Below are 17315 nucleotides of genomic sequence, written 5' to 3'. Positions count from 1 at the left end.
CGCTGCACGGCAGCTTGCTGCGATCCCTCGCGCGGATCCCCGTAAATTGACGTCAGGTAGCTTTGCCGGACAATTTCTGGCGCATCTTGTCCAGTCGGTACCGGCGGATAAATCTGGCCTGTTCCGGTGTTATGAGCAATGGCTTTCCGGCGGTTTTCGCTTTCATGAATCCCATAATATAATCTACGAATAACAGCGGTTTCTTTTTCATCACCGCCAGCTTTGCCGAAGCAATGGCAGTAATCAGGAAACCGTAACCAAGTGTATAGAACGCCTCTCCCTGCTTGTATCGCGCTGCTTTATTGTAATTGGCGCCGGTCGGCTTCAGGTGTTTTACCTTAAGCGACGTATTGGTCACGACTTTCCATCCATAGAATTTTGCAAGCAATTCATCAACGGTATCCCAGCCCATCGCGGGTTTCAATTTCCCAATCTGAAGAAAGCACTCTTTTCTGTAGGCTTTAAAGGCGCCACGGATGTGGTCTTTATCGGTCAGGTTTTCCAAAATCCATTCGCCGTTTCTTTCGATGTAGGCGAATCCTCCAGTCATCCCGACTTTTGGATCGGATTCAAAAGCAGCAATAACCATCTCGAAATAATTTTCAGGCAAAATCAAATCAGCATCAAGCTTTACAATGATATCGTAATTTTCATTCAGGGTTTCGTATCCCTTTTCAAAGGCACGGATTACTTTGCTTCCGGGAAGGTGGACGGCATCGGATACAGAATTCACAAGCGTAATAAAGGGGTACTGTTCAGCAAAGCGGGAAACGATTTCCGGAGTTTGATCAATTGAGTTGTCATTTACCACGACTACTTTCTTCGGTAAAATGGTTTGCGCCAGGATTGATTCGAGCGTTAGGCCAATGAAAGCTTCTTCGTTGTGGGCGGGAATGACGACGTAGTATTTCATTATTTAACCCTTTCCGCGTAAACAATATAGTAACGGTTTGTAAACCGGCGCAATAATGGCCTGATCCCAATTTTCTTAACCGGATTCGTCCATTTTTCCCGATCCACAATTTTCCATCCTGTTTTCTCGAGGAGCCAATCAAGCTGCCAGTCTTCAAATTCGTGGTAATGCCTGTCCCACATATCCGTTTTGCTGCGATACGCGGGGGAAAACCATAATCGCATTGGGATTGAAATAAATAATTTGTCGGCTTTTACAGAATTTAAAACCGTGAATGGATTTAGCAAATGTTCAAAAATTTCGAAAGCGGTAACCACTTCGGCAGGCGAGGCGGCAATGGAAGACTGGTCAAGGTCAATGTCTTCGCCACCCGTGTTGGAAACTTTGAAACCTTCTTTTTTCATGATTTTAGAAAACGGATTTTCAACACCCAGGTCCAATATGGTTTCTGAATTTGAAATGTGCTTCTTTAGGAACGCAAGCGTGCGATTGAAACGTTTTTCGGGAAATGTCTTTTCGTACATGGTCGTTATTTATGAGGCGGAACGCCAGACCGCAAAGATAGCAAGATTAATCATTTTCCAACCTCGTATAAATCCCGATCAACGTAAATCAGTTGTAGTATTTTAAGACAGCCGGGGAAAGTTGGAGCGGCGCTGCATCGTCAATAACGATACACAATCGCATTAATGTTCATTCCGGCGCCCACGGAAGCAAACATGATCACATCGCCTTTTTGCAGCGTCTGGTCCTCAATACGGCCCGAGGTCAATAAGTCAAAAAGCGTTGGTACAGTCGCCACACTGCTGTTCCCAAGGGTGTGGATACTCATCGGCATAATTTTGTCCGGTGGCGTCTTGCCATATAGCTTATAAAAACGATGGATAATCGCTTCATCCATTTTTTCGTTTGCCTGGTGAATCAGGATTTTTTTAATATTGTCGATGTCGATACCACTTTTGTCCACGCAGGCTTTCATGGCTTTCGGTACCTGGCTGATCGCAAACTCATATATTTTCCGTCCATGCATTTTGATATAACGGACGTCCTTATCAAGTTCCTGGTTGTAGGAATTTCCAAAAAATAAATAGCCCGCTTCGTCTAGAGCATAGGTCGCACTTTCGTATGCGAGTATACCGTCATCCTCGTTTTCTGAAAATTCTACTACCGTAGCTCCGGCTCCATCAGAATAAATCATGGAGTCCCTGTCATGGAGGTCGACAACCCTCGATAGTGTTTCTGATCCGATAACGAGGCATTTTTGTGCCATCCCTGCCCTGATGAATGCGTAGGCCTGTATCATTCCTTCAACCCAGCCCGGACATCCGAAAAGAATGTCATAGGCGACACATTTCGGATTCCTGATCCCAAGTTTTTGCTTCACACGGCTGGCGAGGCTTGGGAGGATGTCAGATTGGATGGCGCCTTTTTTAACGTCACCAAAATTGTGTGCTAAAATGATGTAATCCAATGTTTCGGGATCGATACCTGAATTTTCAATCGCTCTTTTTGAGGCATAAAATGCCATGTCCGAACTCATTATACCATCGTCAGCATAGCGGCGTGCAGTAATTCCTGTAATATCACGGAATTTTTCAATGATAATTTCATTGGCCTGGGTTAGTGGGGAACCATCGGTATCGAGAAATTCATGGTTGCCGAAATCTGTGTTCCTGATTTCATTTTCAGGGATGAAACTGCCTACTCCTGTTATCTTTACTGCCATCACAAATCAAATTTTTGCTAATTTACATAATAATGCGGTTTGATACCAAAATGCCGATTCATATTGCCAAAAATGAGGTCTTTTTGTCTTTTGGATATGATTAATTTCTCTTATCCAGTTTTAATTGCATAATTGTTGCAATTGATAATGCAGACGTTTTCATTTTCTCAGCGTTATTGCCTTTAAAATGGAAATCGATCGTTCTGTTAAGGTTATCCAGCCATATCGAAAAGTGATTTTTATTAAAAGGCAGGCGCTCATTGATCTTCCGATGAATTTCAAACACATTACTTTTATAATTTCCCGTCTTTAAAATCATTTGCTCCCAAAAGTCTACAATTACCGGTAGGTGTTTTTCAAGACCAACTTTCACAACGTCGTCAAAAAAGTGGTTGATTTCAGGGTTTTTAAGGATACTAGTGTAGAAACGGTCCATGATGAGTTCCAAGTCAGCCCGTGTTTTGATGTCTTCCATGAAAAGAAAAGTCCCGTGGTAAACGGGACTTTAAGTTAATTTTACATATAAGCTTCAATCGGTGCACAGGAACAGATTAGGTTTCTGTCACCAAAAGCATCATCGACGCGTCGCACGCTTGGCCAAAATTTATTTTCAGCAATGTACTCTAATGGGAATGCTGCCTGTTCTCTGGTGTAGGGCATTGTCCACGCATCAGAAGTCAGCATCGCCAAGGTATGGGGTGCATTTTTGAGTACATTATTATGGTCATCAGCTTTGCTTGCTTCAATCTCTTTCCTGATCGAAATCATCGCGTCACAAAAACGATCCAACTCTGACAAATCCTCACTTTCCGTAGGCTCAACCATCAACGTTCCGGCTACGGGAAAAGAAACTGTAGGGGCGTGGAATCCATAATCCATAAGGCGTTTCGCGATGTCACTCACTTCAATGCCGTTTTGTTTGAACGAACGACAATCGAGGATCATTTCATGCGCTGCGCGGTTGCACTCACCCGTGTAAAGAATAGGATAATGTTCTTCCAGTTTCGTTTTGATGTAATTTGCATTTAGGATCGCATATTTTGTCGCGTTGGTCAAACCTTCAGCGCCAAGCATGCAGATGTATCCATAAGAGATCAGGCAAACCAATGCTGATCCCCAGGGTGCCGCCGAAATGGCCGTAATTGGATTGTTCCCTCCAGTTGGAATGACAGGGTTTGTAGGTAAAAACGGAACCAAGTGTGATGCTACACATATTGGACCAACACCTGGTCCACCGCCGCCGTGCGGAATAGCAAATGTCTTGTGTAGGTTCAGGTGGCAAACATCAGCCCCAATCGTCGCCGGATTGGTAAGGCCAACCTGGGCGTTCATGTTGGCACCGTCCATATACACCTGGCCGCCATTGTCATGTATGATTTGCGTAATTTCCCTGATGGCGCTTTCGTAAACACCGTGTGTCGAAGGATAGGTTACCATCAGGCAGGAAAGATTGTCTTTGTGTTCAATCGCTTTAGCACGAAGATCTTCCACATCCACATTTCCGTTTTCAAGGGTTTTTGTCACCACGATTGTCATTCCCGCCATCGCTGCAGAAGCTGGATTTGTTCCGTGTGCAGACGAAGGAATCAGGCAAACGTTTCGATGATCGTCGCCACGTGACAGATGGTACGCGCGAATCACCATCAGTCCGGCATATTCACCCTGCGCCCCTGAGTTCGGCTGTAAAGTTGTTCCCGCGAAACCTGTAACAACATTTAGTTGTTGCTCCAATTTCTTAAGCATGATTTGGTATCCTTCGGCCTGATCAAGCGGTGCAAATGGATGGATATTGTTCCAGATGCCCATGCTTAGCGGAAGCATTTCAGCTGCAGCATTGAGTTTCATTGTGCATGAACCCAACGAAATCATCGAATGGTTCAGTGATAAATCTTTTCGCTCGAGTTTTTTGATGTAACGCATTAAAGCGGATTCGGAATGATAAGAGTTAAACACATCATGCTGCAGGAACGTTGATTTCCGTTCCATGTGGTCTCCGAAACTATTGTGGCTTTCGAGTTCAGTAATTTCAACTGCATCCTTTCCAGTTGCCTCGGCAAAAATGCGGATGATTTTGTTGATGTTTTCCGATGAGGTGGTTTCGTTGAAAGCAATTTGTACCGTTTCAAGATCCGGATAGTAGAAATTAACTTCCTGTCTTTCGGCAATTGCTTTTACTTTCTGTGCATCTGCTTTTAGCATGATGGTATCAAAGAAAGCGGAATTGGTTTGATAAACGCCCAGTTTATTCAGCGCTTCCGCAGTCGTAACTGCCGAAGCATGTACTTTTTCTGCGATGTATTTTAATCCTTTCGGGCCATGGTACACCGCATACATTCCCGCCATGACAGCCAAAAGCACCTGAGCAGTACAAATATTTGAGGTGGCCTTATCGCGTTTGATATGTTGCTCTCTGGTTTGCAAAGCCATGCGAAGCGCACGGTTTCCATTGGCATCCTGTGTCACGCCGATGATTCTTCCCGGCATGCTTCGTTTGTATTCCTCTTTCGTTGCGAAAAAGGCGGCGTGTGGTCCGCCATAACCCAAGGGTATTCCGAAACGCTGCGTGGTGCCGACAACGACATCTGCACCCATTTCTCCGGGAGAAACAAGTTTTACAAGGCTTAATATATCTGCGGCAACCGCTGTTTTTATTTCATTTTGTTTGGCTTTGGCAATAAAACCGGCATAATCGTGAATTTGCCCGTGCTTGCCCGGATATTGCAGCATCGCGCCGAAGAAATCAGATGAAAAGTCAAACGTTTCATGATTCCCGACGACCAATTCGATGCCGATTGGCGTAGACCTGGTTTGCAAAACAGAGAGTGTCTGCGGTAATATTTCCTCTGAAACAAAGAATTTGTTTGAATTGTTTTTCTTTTGATCCCTGGTTCTGACATCGAAAAGCAGCGCCATCGCTTCTGCAGCAGCGGTACTTTCGTCAAGCAGCGATGCATTGGCAATTTCCATCCCGGTAAGTTCAATCACCACGGTTTGATAATTAAGGATGGCTTCGAGCCTGCCCTGTGCAATTTCGGCCTGGTATGGCGTGTAGGCAGTATACCAACCTGGGTTTTCAAAAATGTTCCTTTGAATGACAGCCGGCACGATGGCAGCATGGTATCCTAATCCGATGTAAGAACTGAATACTTTATTTTTCGTGCCCAATTTCCGGATGTGGTTCAGGAACTCATATTCGGTCATCGCCGGCTCAAGATCAAGTGGTGCTTTAAGGCGGATATCATTTGGGATTGTTTCGTAAATCAACTGGTCCATATCGGCGGCACCAATGGCTTTTAGCATTTCGGGAAGATCATTTTCCCTTGGCCCGATGTGTCTTAAAGCGAATGCATCTGTTCTCATTATCGTAATTTAAGTTGTGTAAATTTAAGAGCGTAAAAATAAATATAATCCTGTAATAAATTGGGATTCGGAAACCTCATTTTTGGTAATTTTTCAACTAAATCCCGTTCTTATTAACACTTTGGTTAATTTTGTTTAATGAAGGTTTTGAAGCGTCTTTTTGATTTTTACCTGCAGGCGAGTTTGCATGTGGCACTATCCTGCGCGGCTTTGGTATTGATGACCCTTCATATGTTTCATTTTAGCCTGTCACATCCAATCGTTTTGTTTGTTTTTTTTGGAACCATTGCCGGATATAATTTTGTAAAATACGATGCCTTGGCGAGAACGGGGGAAAAAGAACCCGGTATCAGGATCAGGCTGGTTATGTTATTGAGCATCATCTCGCTTTTCGCTTCCGGCTGGTTTTTTCTCCACCTCGAAAAGGTGGCGCAACTAGTCTCAATGGTTTTTGTGTTGCTAACCCTGCTTTACACCTTGCCTTTTTTTCCTAACCGAAGCAATGCGAGAAACTGGGCCGGGATAAAAATTTATATTGTATCCTTCTGTTGGGCCGGAGTGACGGTGATTATGCCCGTGTTGAATGCTGATCCAGGCCTCGGAAGTTTTCTTCATGTTGACGTTTATCTCAAGTTTGTACAGCGTTTGATCCTTGTTTTTGCTTTGATTTTGATTTTTGAAATCATTGATCTGTCAAAGGACGATCCCCATTTGCAGACTGTTCCACAAAAGATTGGCGTAAAGAAGACAAAAATGCTTGGCTTGATTTTACTGATGCCGTTCTATTTTCTGGAATTCCTGCGTTCCCAGCCTGATATTTCACAACTTTACATCAACCTGGTCATGGTTGTGGTCACTGCGGTTTTTCTTGCCTTTGCAAACGAAAGGAAATCAAGATATTATACTGCGTTCTGGGTGGAATCCATTCCTGTTTTCTGGTGGATTTTGGTGCTGTTGTTCGGATAGTTGTTTAAGAAGGACATTTCGCCTGCTAATGAAATTCGTGAGGTATTTTTTGAGCAAGAGCCGATCAAATAATTTGCCGAAAATGCCATACGGCGTTTCATACTGCAAACGGTCAGACATGATTACCAGGCCATTTTTTTCAGTAAACGCATGCTCGTGTCGGAAGGATTTGAAATTCCCTTTTTCCATTTCGTCTACAAAATACAACGGGAACTGCATTTCGGTAATGCGGCTTTGATGCGTCAGCCAAAAGCCGAAATGTTTGGCTTTCCAGGTTACCGTTTCGTTTAGTGCAATCAGCCCGGATGATTTTCCCGCGATGATTTTTTCCTGAGTTTGTTGGGTGGATTTTAAGTGGATGTCCAGATCCCGGGAAATGTCGAAAACCAATGCCATTGGGGCATTGATTATCGTATCCAGTTTAATGGTTGTCATTTGCTGTTGAGGTTTTCAAGTGCTTTTGCAATATTTCCAAATTCAAAATGAAATCCGTGTTGGAGTAGCCGCTCCGGAATGACATTTCGGCTTTTTAAGACCAATTCGGTTTCCGTCCCGATAATCTTCGCGCCAAATTCCAGCAACTGTTTTCCAATTGGAATGCCTGCTTTTACGCCAAGACTTTTACGCAATGCTTCCATGAAATGTTTGTTTCGGATGGGTTGGGGCGAAACGATATTGACGACGCCGGTAATTTCGTGGGCGATGGTAAACCCGATGGCGCGTGCAAAGTCCGTTTCATGAATCCAGCTGATGAATTGATCACCTGAACCCTGTTTTCCGCCAAATCCCAGCCTGGCGAGTTTTTTTAAGGGCACAAAAGCCCCGCCTTCTTTGCCGAGAACAATTGACGTGCGCAGGGCCGTTTTTAGCGTTAGTGGTGTTTCAGTTTCAAAAAAAGCTTTTTCCCACGCCTTTGCCACATTCATGGAAAAGTCATCGCCGATTTCTCCACCTGCTTCAGTCATTTGTTTGTCCTCAGAATGGCGGTATATGGTGGAGGTGGACGAGTTTAGCCAGTGTTTTGGGGGATTGACACATTGTAAAACAGCCTCGTTTAATATTTGTGTGCTGTCAATCCTCGAAGCGAGAATCTCTCGTTTGTTGCTCTCTGTGTAGCGGCAGTCCACTGACTTTCCCGCAAGGTTTATCAGGACGTCTGCATTTTCGAGCGCCTTTTCCCAGCCAGAAAGCGTTTTGGCATCCCAGGTAATAAACTGAACATTCCCGCCCGATTTGGTTTCGCCTCTCGTCAGGATTACAATTTCGTCAAATGTTTTGCTGAAGTGGTCGATGAGCACCTTGCCTAAGAAACCGGTTCCTGCGGCGATGATTAATTTAGCCATTTTTTGTCGTGTAAATAATTGCAGAGAGATAAATACAAAGCAAAACAGGGAGTATCCAAATCCACTCAAACGAAGTACAGCGCCAAAGTAGAAAAAAGCTTGCGGTTGCAATAAAATATACTTTTATCGCGATTGATTTTGGGTAGTCAAATAGGTAAAGAATACCAATAAGCAGCTGTAGAAATCCGGTAAGCACGCTGGAAATCATCCCAATGATAAAAAAATCCTCGTCTACAAAACCCAGCAGGCACAATAATAACGGGATACCAATAGCGATACTGTTTGCAATCCTGAGCGTTCTCATACAATCGTTTTTTTGCGTTCTATAGTAATGGTGGAACCTTTGGCAACCATCACCGATATCGGTTTTTGGTTTTTAAGGAAAGAGAAGGCCTTGCCATAATTCTGCTCAAAGTCTACTTCCAGGCCGTAGTCTGTGACCTCATACTGTTGCCAGCGCGGATGTGTTACCTCATATTCAAATGTCTTGTCTCCGTTGACTTTTGTATAGCCGAAATAATGCTCCGTGATGAATTCTGCTTCGGAGCCTTCCGGAATGGCGATGGGCTCTTTTTTCATTTCAAATCGGATCGTGTTGGCCTGTTTTTTCGGAAACCAGTTGTATGTAAAAATGTAGTTGTCGGCTGTTTCGGCAAAAGAATGGCTCATTTTCAACGTTTCGTAATGCTCATTGTAAAGCAGGTTGGCGACGATTGAAATGGCGGGCTTGGGTACGATTTCCTTGATGAACACGACACCGCGTTTGTCTTTTCCTTTTTCCGTGCGTTTCACATAAAACCGGAGATTCACTTCTTCAAAGTTGACGTGGTACGGAAATTTTATACCTAGAATCCGAACATCGGCAAACAGGAAGCCGATAACGCTGACGTAACATTTTCCGTTCCAAAAATCCAATGTAGTGCCTTTGGGAACATATGGTTCCAGAATGGCGGGGTCGATTTCGTAGTTGATGATGCCCAGGTTTTTCCAGGCGGCTTTTAAGAAACTCATTTTTAAACTTTCAAAAAAAAGTGAAACATTTAAGGAAATTTTTTTACTTCATTAATTTTAATACCAGACGTCCAATCCAATTGTCCTTGATTTCAGTGACTTTATCCAGCATGTTGTCGGCTTTTAAGACAAAATCATAGAGTTTGCCGGTTTGGTCCACAAAATGGATCTGCTCAGGGGAATTGTTGGGCTCGTGGGAAGAAACTTCTTTTAGGACTTTCAGGGCGGGCTTGATTTCCCTTTTACTGCGTTCCCGCGAAATCTTCACAGCGAGTTCGTCAAGGTCTTTTTCGGCGATGTAATATTCGCGGCGCTCGCCTTGTTTGTATTCCTTAAAAACGATGCCCCAGTCCATCAGCGCGCGGATGTTCATGCTCGCGTTGCCCCGGGAAATCTGCAATTCATGCATGATGTCCTCCATAGAAACCGCCTCGGGAGAAATCATCAACAAGGCATGAATTTGCGCCATGGTTTTGTTAATGCCCCATTGGGAACCTAATGCGCCCCAGGTTTGGATGAATTTATTCTTTGCTTTTCCGAATTCCATGCTGTAAAGATAAGGAATGTTTTCAAAGTTTCAATAATAAATGAAAGTTAATTTTTATAGATTGTTTCCTATGGCTTCGAACCGCGTTAGGGATAGCGCGGAAATCCTTTTTTATTTTTCGGTAGGCGCCTCAACGGTGGTGAAGCGTGCAAAATAAAAAAGATTGCAGCAATAGCCCGGGCCGGAGGCAACGCCATAAAAAAAACCGAAGCGAACTTCGGTTTGGTGTCTTATAATAATCCAGCGCGTTTCAGTAAGGCATCGGGCGAAGGTTCCTGCCCACGGAAGCGTTTGTAGAGTGTCATCGGATGTTCGGTGCCGCCTTTGGACAAGATGTTGTCTTTAAATTTATCGGCGATTTCACGGTTAAAAATGCCATTTTCATTGAAATAGGCAAACGCATCGGCGTCGAGTACTTCAGCCCATTTGTAGCTGTAGTAGCCCGAGGAGTAGCCGCCGTTGAAAATGTGGGAAAAAGACACGCTCATGCAGTTTTCTGCTACGTCCGGAAACAAGGTTGTGTTTTCAAACGCTGATTTTTCAAAAGCTTTAATATCGCTAATCCCGGAAGGATCGGCGCTGTGGAATGCCATGTCGAGCAGCCCAAAACTGAGTTGGCGCATTGTGGCCATGCCCTCGAGGAAGCTCGCGCTTTCACGTATTTTGTTTACATATTCCTGCGGAATGACTGCTCCGGTTTCATAATGCCTTGCAAAAATCGCCAAAGCTTCTGGTTCATAACACCAGTTTTCCATGACCTGGCTTGGCAATTCGACGAAGTCCCAGTATACGCTCGTACCTGAGAGGCTTGGGTAGGTTGTGTTGGCCAACATACCATGCAGCGCATGCCCGAATTCGTGAAAAAGCGTCGTCACTTCATTAAAGGTCAGCAGTGACGGTTTTGTGGCAGTAGGCTTTGTGAAGTTGCATACGATGGAAACGTGCGGACGTTCGTTGACGCCGTTTTTGATCGATTGTGATTTGTACGAGGTCATCCAGGCACCATTGCGTTTTCCTTTGCGCGGGAAGAAGTCGGCGTAGAAAATTGCGGTGAGGTTCCCATTTTCATCCGTGACCTCAAACGTTTGTACCTCTTCATGGTATTTATCGATGGTTGATACCTCGTGAAACGTCAGGCCGAACAACTTGTTTGCGACCTGAAAGGCGCCGTCAAGCACATTTTGGAGTTTGAAATAGGGCTTTAGCTGCTCGTCGTCAAGGTTGAAAAGCTGTTGTTTTAGTTTCTCAGCATAGTAAGCGCTGTCCCATTTCTCAAGTGTGTCAATGCCGTGAAGTTCTTTGGCGAAATTGGAAAGTTGTGTGAATTCGCGTGTTGCGGCAGGTTTGGCTTTGGCCAATAATTCATTGAGGAACGATTTCACTTTTTCAGGCGTTTGCGCCATCCGTTCTTCGAGCACAAAATCGGCATGGGTTTTATAACCCAGCAGGTTGGCGCGTTCGTGGCGCAATTGTGCAATGCGCAGGGTGTTTTTGCTATTGTCGAAATCATTATTCCGGAAGGCTTTCCTGCCTGCGGCAATGGCAATTTGTTTGCGCAGTTCGCGGTTGTCGGCATAAGTTACGAATGGCAGGTAGCTTGGGGTATCCAGTGTAAAAATCCAGCCTTCGTGGTTTCGTGATTCGGCGAGTTGTTTTGCGGCTTCAATAGCTCCTTCAGGCAGGCCTTTGAGATCCTCAGGATTCGTGATATGCAGGGCGTAATCGTGGGTTTCAGCGAGTACATTTTCACCGAATGTCAGTTTGATTGAAGCCAACTCGCTGTCGATTTCGCGAAGTTTTGCTTTTTTATCTTCGGACAACAAAGCGCCGTTTCTTGAAAAGCCCTTGAATTTTTTATCGAGTAGGGTTGCCTGCTCCGTGTTGAGGTTGAGCGTATCTTTTTGATCGTGGATGAATTTGATTTTTTTGAACAGTTCCTCGTTTAAAGTGATATCATTTCCGAAAGCGGTCAGCAGTGGTGAAACTTCCTGCGCGATTTGCTGGATTTCGTCATTTGTTTCTGCCGAATTCAGGTTGAAAAAAATATTGGAAATCCGATCGAGTGCTTCGCCGGAAAAATCCAATGCTTCAATAGTATTTTTGAAGGTTGGCAGCTCCGGATTCGCAACGATCGCATCAATTTCATGTCTGGCGGCTTCGATGGCATCCTCGAAAGCGGGTTTGTAATGTGCTGTTTTGATTTTTGAAAATGGCGCGGTATGGTGCGGAGTATCAAATGGATAAGAAATGTTCTTCATTTTATTGGAAATTTACCTTGTTTAAAGAGCTGTATTTTTATAACAAATTAACCTTTTTTTGTTAAACTTTATAAAAACATGCATTTCAACGATTATTTATGTATATTTGTCGAGTAGATTTTATTTTTTTTCAGAAACCGAATTACAGAAATTTTCCTTTTTTGCCCCAAATCAAAAAAACCTACAAGATTTCGTAGTTCAAGATTTTAAATTTATGGAAGCCCTGAGGAGGGCTTCCATTTTTTTATTTCAGTCCTTCGGCAGACTTGTGGACTGCTTCTTTCAGGCTTTCTTTATATGCAATAATTTTATCCAATATTACTGCGTCGTGTGCGCCTAGAATCTGGGCAGCGAGAATCCCCGCATTTTTTGCGCCGTCTAAAGCTACTGTGGCTACCGGGACGCCACCGGGCATTTGTAAAATGGAAAGGATACTGTCCCACCCATCGATGGAATTGCTGGATTTTACGGGAACGCCAATCACCGGCAATGGTGACAGCGATGCTACCATTCCGGGTAGGTGTGCGGCACCGCCAGCTCCGGCAATGATTACCGAAATGCCGTTTTTGTGCGCATTTTTACTGAATTCAAATAACTTTTCGGGTGTCCGGTGTGCCGATACAATATCGGTAACCGTATCGATCCCAAAAGATTTAAGGACATCAATCGCATGCTGCATGACAGGCATGTCGGAGATACTTCCCATGATGATGGCTACTTTCATTTTTTTTGAATTAGAAAATCAGAAAATCAGAAAACTAAATAATTAGAAAACGTAAACAAATACGTTATGGAACATTATCTCATTATTTTATTATCCAATTATCTAATTGACATTAGTTACTTATTACTTTAATCGTATTTTTTACTTTCTGCGCAATCTTTCTCGCTTCGGCAAGATCTTCATTAACAATGGTCACGTGCCCCATTTTCCGGAACGGACGTGTTTCTGTCTTACCGTAGATGTGTGGGGTCACACCAGGCCAGCCCAATATCGTTTCGATATGCTGGTACACGACGTTACCGGAGTATCCTTCCTCGCCAACAAGATTGACCATAATGCCGCCCACTTTACTATCCGTATTGCCTAATGGCAGGTCGAGTATTGCACGAAGGTGGTTTTCGAATTGGGAAGTGTAGCTGGCTTCGATAGAATAATGTCCGGAGTTGTGTGGCCGCGGTGCCACTTCGTTAACTATAATTTCATCGGATTCCGTTTGAAACATTTCGACGGCGAGTAAACCCACATGTTCATACGCCCTGGAAACCTTTAGCGCCAGTTCGCGTGCTTTTTTTGCAACGTGGTCATCGATGCGTGCGGGACAAATAACATACTCTACCTGATTGGCTTCAGGATGAAATTCCATTTCGACGACAGGGTAGGTAAGGATTTCGCCTGAAGCACTGCGCACAACGATTACCGCCAGTTCGTTTTTAAACGGTATCATTTCTTCAGCAATGCATTCTACATCGGGCAGCAGGTCGCAATCTTCGATTTTCCGGATGATTTTAACGCCGTTTCCGTCGTAGCCAAATTCTGTGCATTTCCATACGAAAGGCAATGATAATTCATTGTTTTCTATGGCCGACTTCATTTGAGTCACATTTTCAAACCGGGAGTATGCTGCGGTTGGGATGTTATTTTGGGTATAAAAATCTTTCTGGATGCCTTTATTCTGTATACGGTTCAGTGTTTTTGGTGAAGGAAAAACCAACTTGCCGTCTGCTTCAAGTTGTTCAAGGGCGGCGATGTTGACGAGTTCGATTTCAAAGGTCAGGACATCGACCTGGCTCCCGAAATGATACACCGTATCAAAATCCATCAGGTTCCCTTGCTCAAAATGATTGCATGCCAGCCGTCCGGGTGCTTCCGCAGAAGGGTCGAGCACGTAGGTTTGGATATCAAATTTACGGGTTTCGGCTAGTAGCATTTTACCCAATTGGCCTCCTCCAAGGATGCCTAGTTTAAAGCCTGAAGAAAAATAGTCCATGTTGTTGTGTTGGCAGTTTACAGGTTTGGCAAAGATAACTAAGAAATGCAGAATTTGCCTGCCAAATCGCCTTTCCATTTTTCAAAATTTATATAATTCCTTATAAGGTTACAGTTGCGACAAATCGTTAACGATTGCGGTTCTTTTTGGGAAGTCTTTGTTTACAGGTAATTGCGTTTGAAACCAACTTTCAGAATCAAGATGTACGGTCTGAAAAAGGTCTTATCGCGTAAATCGCAATTTTGTGCGGCTGCTATATTTTGTAATTTTATCAAATGCAAAACCTCGGTCGTTTTTAAGGCTGCGGTATCTTCATTTAATAAAAAACCAACTTTAGAAATAACTTATGAAAACAATACACAAATCAATAGAAATTACAGCGCCTAAGGAAAAGGTATGGATGGTGTTGCTTGAAGAGGCCTATATCAAAGACTGGTACCAATCTTTCGGTGAGGGGATCACTGCAGAGACAGACTGGATTGAAGGACATCGCGTCAGATTTAGTGACGGATCAAATAGTGGCCTGACCGGAATCATTGCGGAGAAAAAGCCCTACGAGAAAATTACGTTTCGCTATGACGGAATTATCACGAACAATGTGGAAGATCGTGAAAGCGAAAAGGCAAAGGCCATTGCCGGAAGTGAAGAAACCTATGCACTATCAGAAGAAAACGGAAACACCTGGCTTTCAGTTTCGTTGGATATTGACGAGCGTTATTACGACGATATGGCGATGATGTGGGAAGTGGCATTGCAGCGTATCAGCGAACTCGCGCAGGCCATTTAACGCATAAAAATTTGCATTTTAAATTGTGCAATAAAAAAAACAGCTTATTTTTGTGATCCCTGAATGCCTCAGTGGCGAAATTGGTAGACGCACTGTGTTCAGGTCGCAGCGCCTTCGGGTGTGCTGGTTCGAGTCCAGTCTGAGGCACACATAAACGCAATCATACTTTGGTTGCGTTTTTTTTGTTTATCGTATTGAGAGGTGATAAAATTATGTTAATTCCGATGTTTTGTAAAGTATCTGACAACCACAATCGAACCAACACCGTAAATTTGACGTAAATCTATTTTATGAAAACGAAATTATTTGCCATCGCGCTCCTTTTGCCTATATGCCTGACCGCTTGTGGGCAGAATATAAAAACAAGTGAAAGTCCGAAACCTGCTGAAGCCAGCTCGCAAGTAATTAGCAAGCCTGACAATCCGTATTATTCCAATACAGATACTGCAAAATTAAACGTTAGCGATGCCGAATGGAAAAAAGTGCTGCCGCCAGACGTGTATGAAGTCTCCCGAAATGCGGATACCGAGCGCCCCTTTACCGGAAAGTATTGGAACACCGACGAGAAAGGTAACTACTATTGTGCAGCCTGTGGCAACAAATTGTTTCGCTCGACGGCTAAATTTTCCAGCAGCTGTGGCTGGCCTAGTTTTTATGAGCAGGACAACAAAAGCAGTACTTTATATAAAAGCGACAATTCCATCGGGATGGAACGAATTGAAGTGCTGTGCGCCAGATGCGGCGGCCACCTTGGACATATCTTCGACGACGGTCCTGAGCCCACGGGGAAGCGGTACTGTATGAACTCGATTGTACTTGATTTTGTTCCAGATTCAAAGTAGCGGTTGTCCTGTAAATAGTATAAAACTCTGGAATAATCCTGTAATGATTTAGGCTGAAATAGGGGGTAATTTTACACTACAAGCTTATACTTACTGAATTTGTAATTTTTTATCATGCATGATAAAATTTTCATGATGATTCGGTTATTGGTTAGGTTAGGAGGGGACAGCTTAGGCTTCCCCTTCTTTTTTTGTTTTTTTGGAGCATATTCCCGCTCTCCGCTATATCTTTTCCGTCTCCGCTGCGCTCCGCCGAAAAAGGATGCCGCTGCGATCGGGGCTGGGGTTTTGCAGACAGCTGAAAATCCTTACCTTTAAGGGAAAATCCAAAAATGAACCGCCGTCATTTCCTTAAAAACGCCGCACAATTTACACTCGCCGTTTCAGTAATGAACTTCATTTCCAATGAGGTCCTGGCATTCCTGCTTTCAGAAAACAAGCCGTTTTTTAAATTGTCATTGGCGCAATGGTCGTTGCATCGTGCCATTCGGGAGTACAGGACAATGGACGCAATGGACTTCGCAGTAAATGCAAAATCTTTAGGATTCGAGGGGCTTGAATACGTCAGCCAATTGTATGATCTGGAAAAAGGGAATGACATTAAAGGCGCAGCCCTTTTGGCGAAGGAATTAAAATTGAGAAGCGCAGACCATGGCATGAGCAACGTGCTAATTATGGTGGATGGCGAAGGAGAATTAGCCGCTTTGTCTAAAATTGAACGCGATTTGGCTATTGATAATCATAAGAAATGGATTGATGCCGCCGCGGAACTTGGATGCCACTCGATCCGGGTGAACCTTTTTGGTGAAGGCGCTGAAAAGGATTTTTCGGTTTGGAAAGAGACATCAGTTGATGGTTTGGGACGTTTGGCAGCTTTTGCGGCACAATCTAATATCAATGTAATCGTTGAAAACCATGGCGGACTATCGTCTGACATCTCGAAGCTTACCCAGGTTTTTAAAGCAATTAATTTAAAGAATTGTGGCGCCCTGCCTGATTTCGGCAATTTCTGCGTCAAAAGGCGTGACGGTGACCGTTGGGGTTCTCCTTGTATTGAAACCTACGACCGTTACCTGGGTGTCGCCGAAATGATGCCGTTTGCAAAAGGCGTCAGTGCCAAATCTTACGATTTTGACGCTGATGGAAATGAAACAACTATTGATTACAGGACGATGCTTCAAATCGTAAAAGATGCAAATTACAACAGTTTTATAGGTGTTGAATATGAAGGAAGCCGGTTGGGAGAGATAGACGGCATTTTAGCCACTAAAGCCCTCTTACTTCATGCGGCTTCCCAATTAAGATAATTCGACGATACGGATGTCTAATATATATTTAAAAAACCTCCTGATTGCTCAGGAGGTTTTCTTTTATTTATGTTTCAGTGAAACTTAGTAAGCCACTTTCTTGGTCACGACCTCATTGTCTGTTGAAGTGATCTGGACAAGCAACACCTGCTCCTCCGCCCTTAGGTCGTTCAACACCGTTTCATTGGCATTGATCGAATCCCTTTGGTAAATCAATCTTCCACGGATATCAAAGATCTTAACACCTGACATCTCAACTTTACC

18 protein-coding genes and 1 tRNA gene are annotated in these 17315 nt (G+C 43.8%); 5 read left to right on the top strand and 14 right to left on the bottom strand.

From position 1 onward, the window contains the following. Nucleotides 1-52: 52 nt before the first annotated feature. From CFE23_RS13505 to gcvP, 5 genes are all read right to left on the bottom strand, one after another. On the bottom strand, nucleotides 53-913 hold the full coding sequence (locus tag CFE23_RS13505) for a glycosyltransferase family 2 protein (protein ID WP_291088888.1): 861 nt from the start codon (nucleotides 911-913) through the stop codon (nucleotides 53-55). Beyond that, a complete protein-coding gene (locus CFE23_RS13500) occupies nucleotides 913-1437 on the bottom strand; it encodes a methyltransferase (RefSeq protein ID WP_291088885.1) in 525 nt (174 codons plus the stop codon). Before CFE23_RS13500 ends, CFE23_RS13505 begins: the two co-directional genes overlap by 1 nt. 140 nt (nucleotides 1438-1577) lie before the next feature. After that, on the bottom strand, nucleotides 1578-2639 hold the full coding sequence (locus CFE23_RS13495; RefSeq protein ID WP_291088883.1) for a 3-oxoacyl-ACP synthase III family protein: 1062 nt from the start codon (nucleotides 2637-2639) through the stop codon (nucleotides 1578-1580). Between the two features lie 100 nt (nucleotides 2640-2739). After that, complete coding sequence (locus CFE23_RS13490) at nucleotides 2740-3114, bottom strand: group III truncated hemoglobin (protein WP_291088881.1); 375 nt, start codon at nucleotides 3112-3114, stop codon at nucleotides 2740-2742. 41 nt (nucleotides 3115-3155) lie between these two features. Continuing rightward, nucleotides 3156-5999 carry an aminomethyl-transferring glycine dehydrogenase gene (gene gcvP / locus CFE23_RS13485; protein ID WP_291088878.1) on the bottom strand — a complete coding sequence of 948 codons (2844 nt, stop codon included), beginning with the start codon at nucleotides 5997-5999 and terminating at the stop codon, nucleotides 3156-3158. A 138-nt stretch (nucleotides 6000-6137) separates the two neighbouring features. Here gcvP and CFE23_RS13480 point away from each other — a divergent pair, with 138 nt between their 5' ends. Then, a complete protein-coding gene (locus tag CFE23_RS13480; RefSeq protein WP_291088875.1) occupies nucleotides 6138-6965 on the top strand; it encodes a hypothetical protein in 828 nt (275 codons plus the stop codon). Here the strand turns inward: CFE23_RS13480 and CFE23_RS13475 are convergent. From CFE23_RS13475 to CFE23_RS13440, 8 genes are all read right to left on the bottom strand, one after another. Beyond that, nucleotides 6891-7400 carry an SRPBCC family protein gene (locus tag CFE23_RS13475; protein WP_291088872.1) on the bottom strand — a complete coding sequence of 170 codons (510 nt, stop codon included), beginning with the start codon at nucleotides 7398-7400 and terminating at the stop codon, nucleotides 6891-6893. The genes CFE23_RS13480 and CFE23_RS13475 overlap by 75 nt on opposite strands. Continuing rightward, complete coding sequence (locus CFE23_RS13470; RefSeq protein ID WP_291088870.1) at nucleotides 7397-8308, bottom strand: TIGR01777 family oxidoreductase; 912 nt, start codon at nucleotides 8306-8308, stop codon at nucleotides 7397-7399. Before CFE23_RS13470 ends, CFE23_RS13475 begins: the two co-directional genes overlap by 4 nt. Beyond that, entirely contained in the window at nucleotides 8301-8612 is a 312-nt protein-coding gene (locus CFE23_RS13465) for a hypothetical protein (protein WP_291088868.1), read from the bottom strand. The genes CFE23_RS13470 and CFE23_RS13465 overlap by 8 nt, the downstream gene beginning before the upstream one ends. Beyond that, nucleotides 8609-9319: a DUF2071 domain-containing protein gene (locus CFE23_RS13460; RefSeq protein ID WP_291088866.1), complete on the bottom strand. Its 711-nt coding sequence runs from the start codon at nucleotides 9317-9319 to the stop codon at nucleotides 8609-8611. Before CFE23_RS13460 ends, CFE23_RS13465 begins: the two co-directional genes overlap by 4 nt. Nucleotides 9320-9362: 43 nt before the next feature. Next, nucleotides 9363-9866, bottom strand: coding sequence for a transcriptional regulator (locus CFE23_RS13455; protein WP_291088864.1), 504 nt, complete (start codon nucleotides 9864-9866; stop codon nucleotides 9363-9365). A 230-nt stretch (nucleotides 9867-10096) separates the two neighbouring features. Further along, complete coding sequence (locus tag CFE23_RS13450) at nucleotides 10097-12124, bottom strand: M3 family metallopeptidase (protein ID WP_291088862.1); 2028 nt, start codon at nucleotides 12122-12124, stop codon at nucleotides 10097-10099. A gap of 244 nt (nucleotides 12125-12368) precedes the next feature. Further along, nucleotides 12369-12848, bottom strand: a complete 480-nt coding sequence (purE, locus tag CFE23_RS13445; RefSeq protein ID WP_291088859.1) for a 5-(carboxyamino)imidazole ribonucleotide mutase — start codon at nucleotides 12846-12848, stop codon at nucleotides 12369-12371. A 112-nt stretch (nucleotides 12849-12960) separates the two neighbouring features. Further along, nucleotides 12961-14115 carry a 5-(carboxyamino)imidazole ribonucleotide synthase gene (locus CFE23_RS13440; protein ID WP_291088940.1) on the bottom strand — a complete coding sequence of 385 codons (1155 nt, stop codon included), beginning with the start codon at nucleotides 14113-14115 and terminating at the stop codon, nucleotides 12961-12963. 346 nt (nucleotides 14116-14461) lie between these two features. Here CFE23_RS13440 and CFE23_RS13435 point away from each other — a divergent pair, with 346 nt between their 5' ends. The 4 genes from CFE23_RS13435 to CFE23_RS13420 all read left to right on the top strand — a co-directional run bounded on the left by CFE23_RS13435 (nucleotide 14462) and on the right by CFE23_RS13420 (nucleotide 17051). Continuing rightward, nucleotides 14462-14902 (top strand): SRPBCC domain-containing protein, encoded by a 441-nt coding sequence (locus CFE23_RS13435; RefSeq protein ID WP_291088857.1) that lies wholly within the window; start codon nucleotides 14462-14464, stop codon nucleotides 14900-14902. Between the two features lie 65 nt (nucleotides 14903-14967). Continuing rightward, a tRNA-Leu gene (locus CFE23_RS13430) sits at nucleotides 14968-15049 on the top strand. A 143-nt stretch (nucleotides 15050-15192) separates the two neighbouring features. Next, a complete protein-coding gene (msrB, locus tag CFE23_RS13425) occupies nucleotides 15193-15744 on the top strand; it encodes a peptide-methionine (R)-S-oxide reductase MsrB (protein ID WP_291088855.1) in 552 nt (183 codons plus the stop codon). 332 nt (nucleotides 15745-16076) lie between these two features. Beyond that, on the top strand, nucleotides 16077-17051 hold the full coding sequence (locus tag CFE23_RS13420; protein WP_291088853.1) for a sugar phosphate isomerase/epimerase family protein: 975 nt from the start codon (nucleotides 16077-16079) through the stop codon (nucleotides 17049-17051). Nucleotides 17052-17135: 84 nt separating this feature from the next. Here the strand turns inward: CFE23_RS13420 and CFE23_RS13415 are convergent. Further along, nucleotides 17136-17315: T9SS sorting signal type C domain-containing protein (locus tag CFE23_RS13415; protein WP_291088851.1), on the bottom strand; the 180-nt coding region annotated here is incomplete at its 5' end.

The sequence above is a fragment of the Flavobacterium sp. BFFFF1 genome (genome assembly GCF_002256285.1).
In the GTDB taxonomy this organism is placed as follows: Bacteria; Bacteroidota; Bacteroidia; order Flavobacteriales; family Flavobacteriaceae; genus Flavobacterium.
This window is presented reverse-complemented; position numbering and strand designations above follow the sequence as displayed.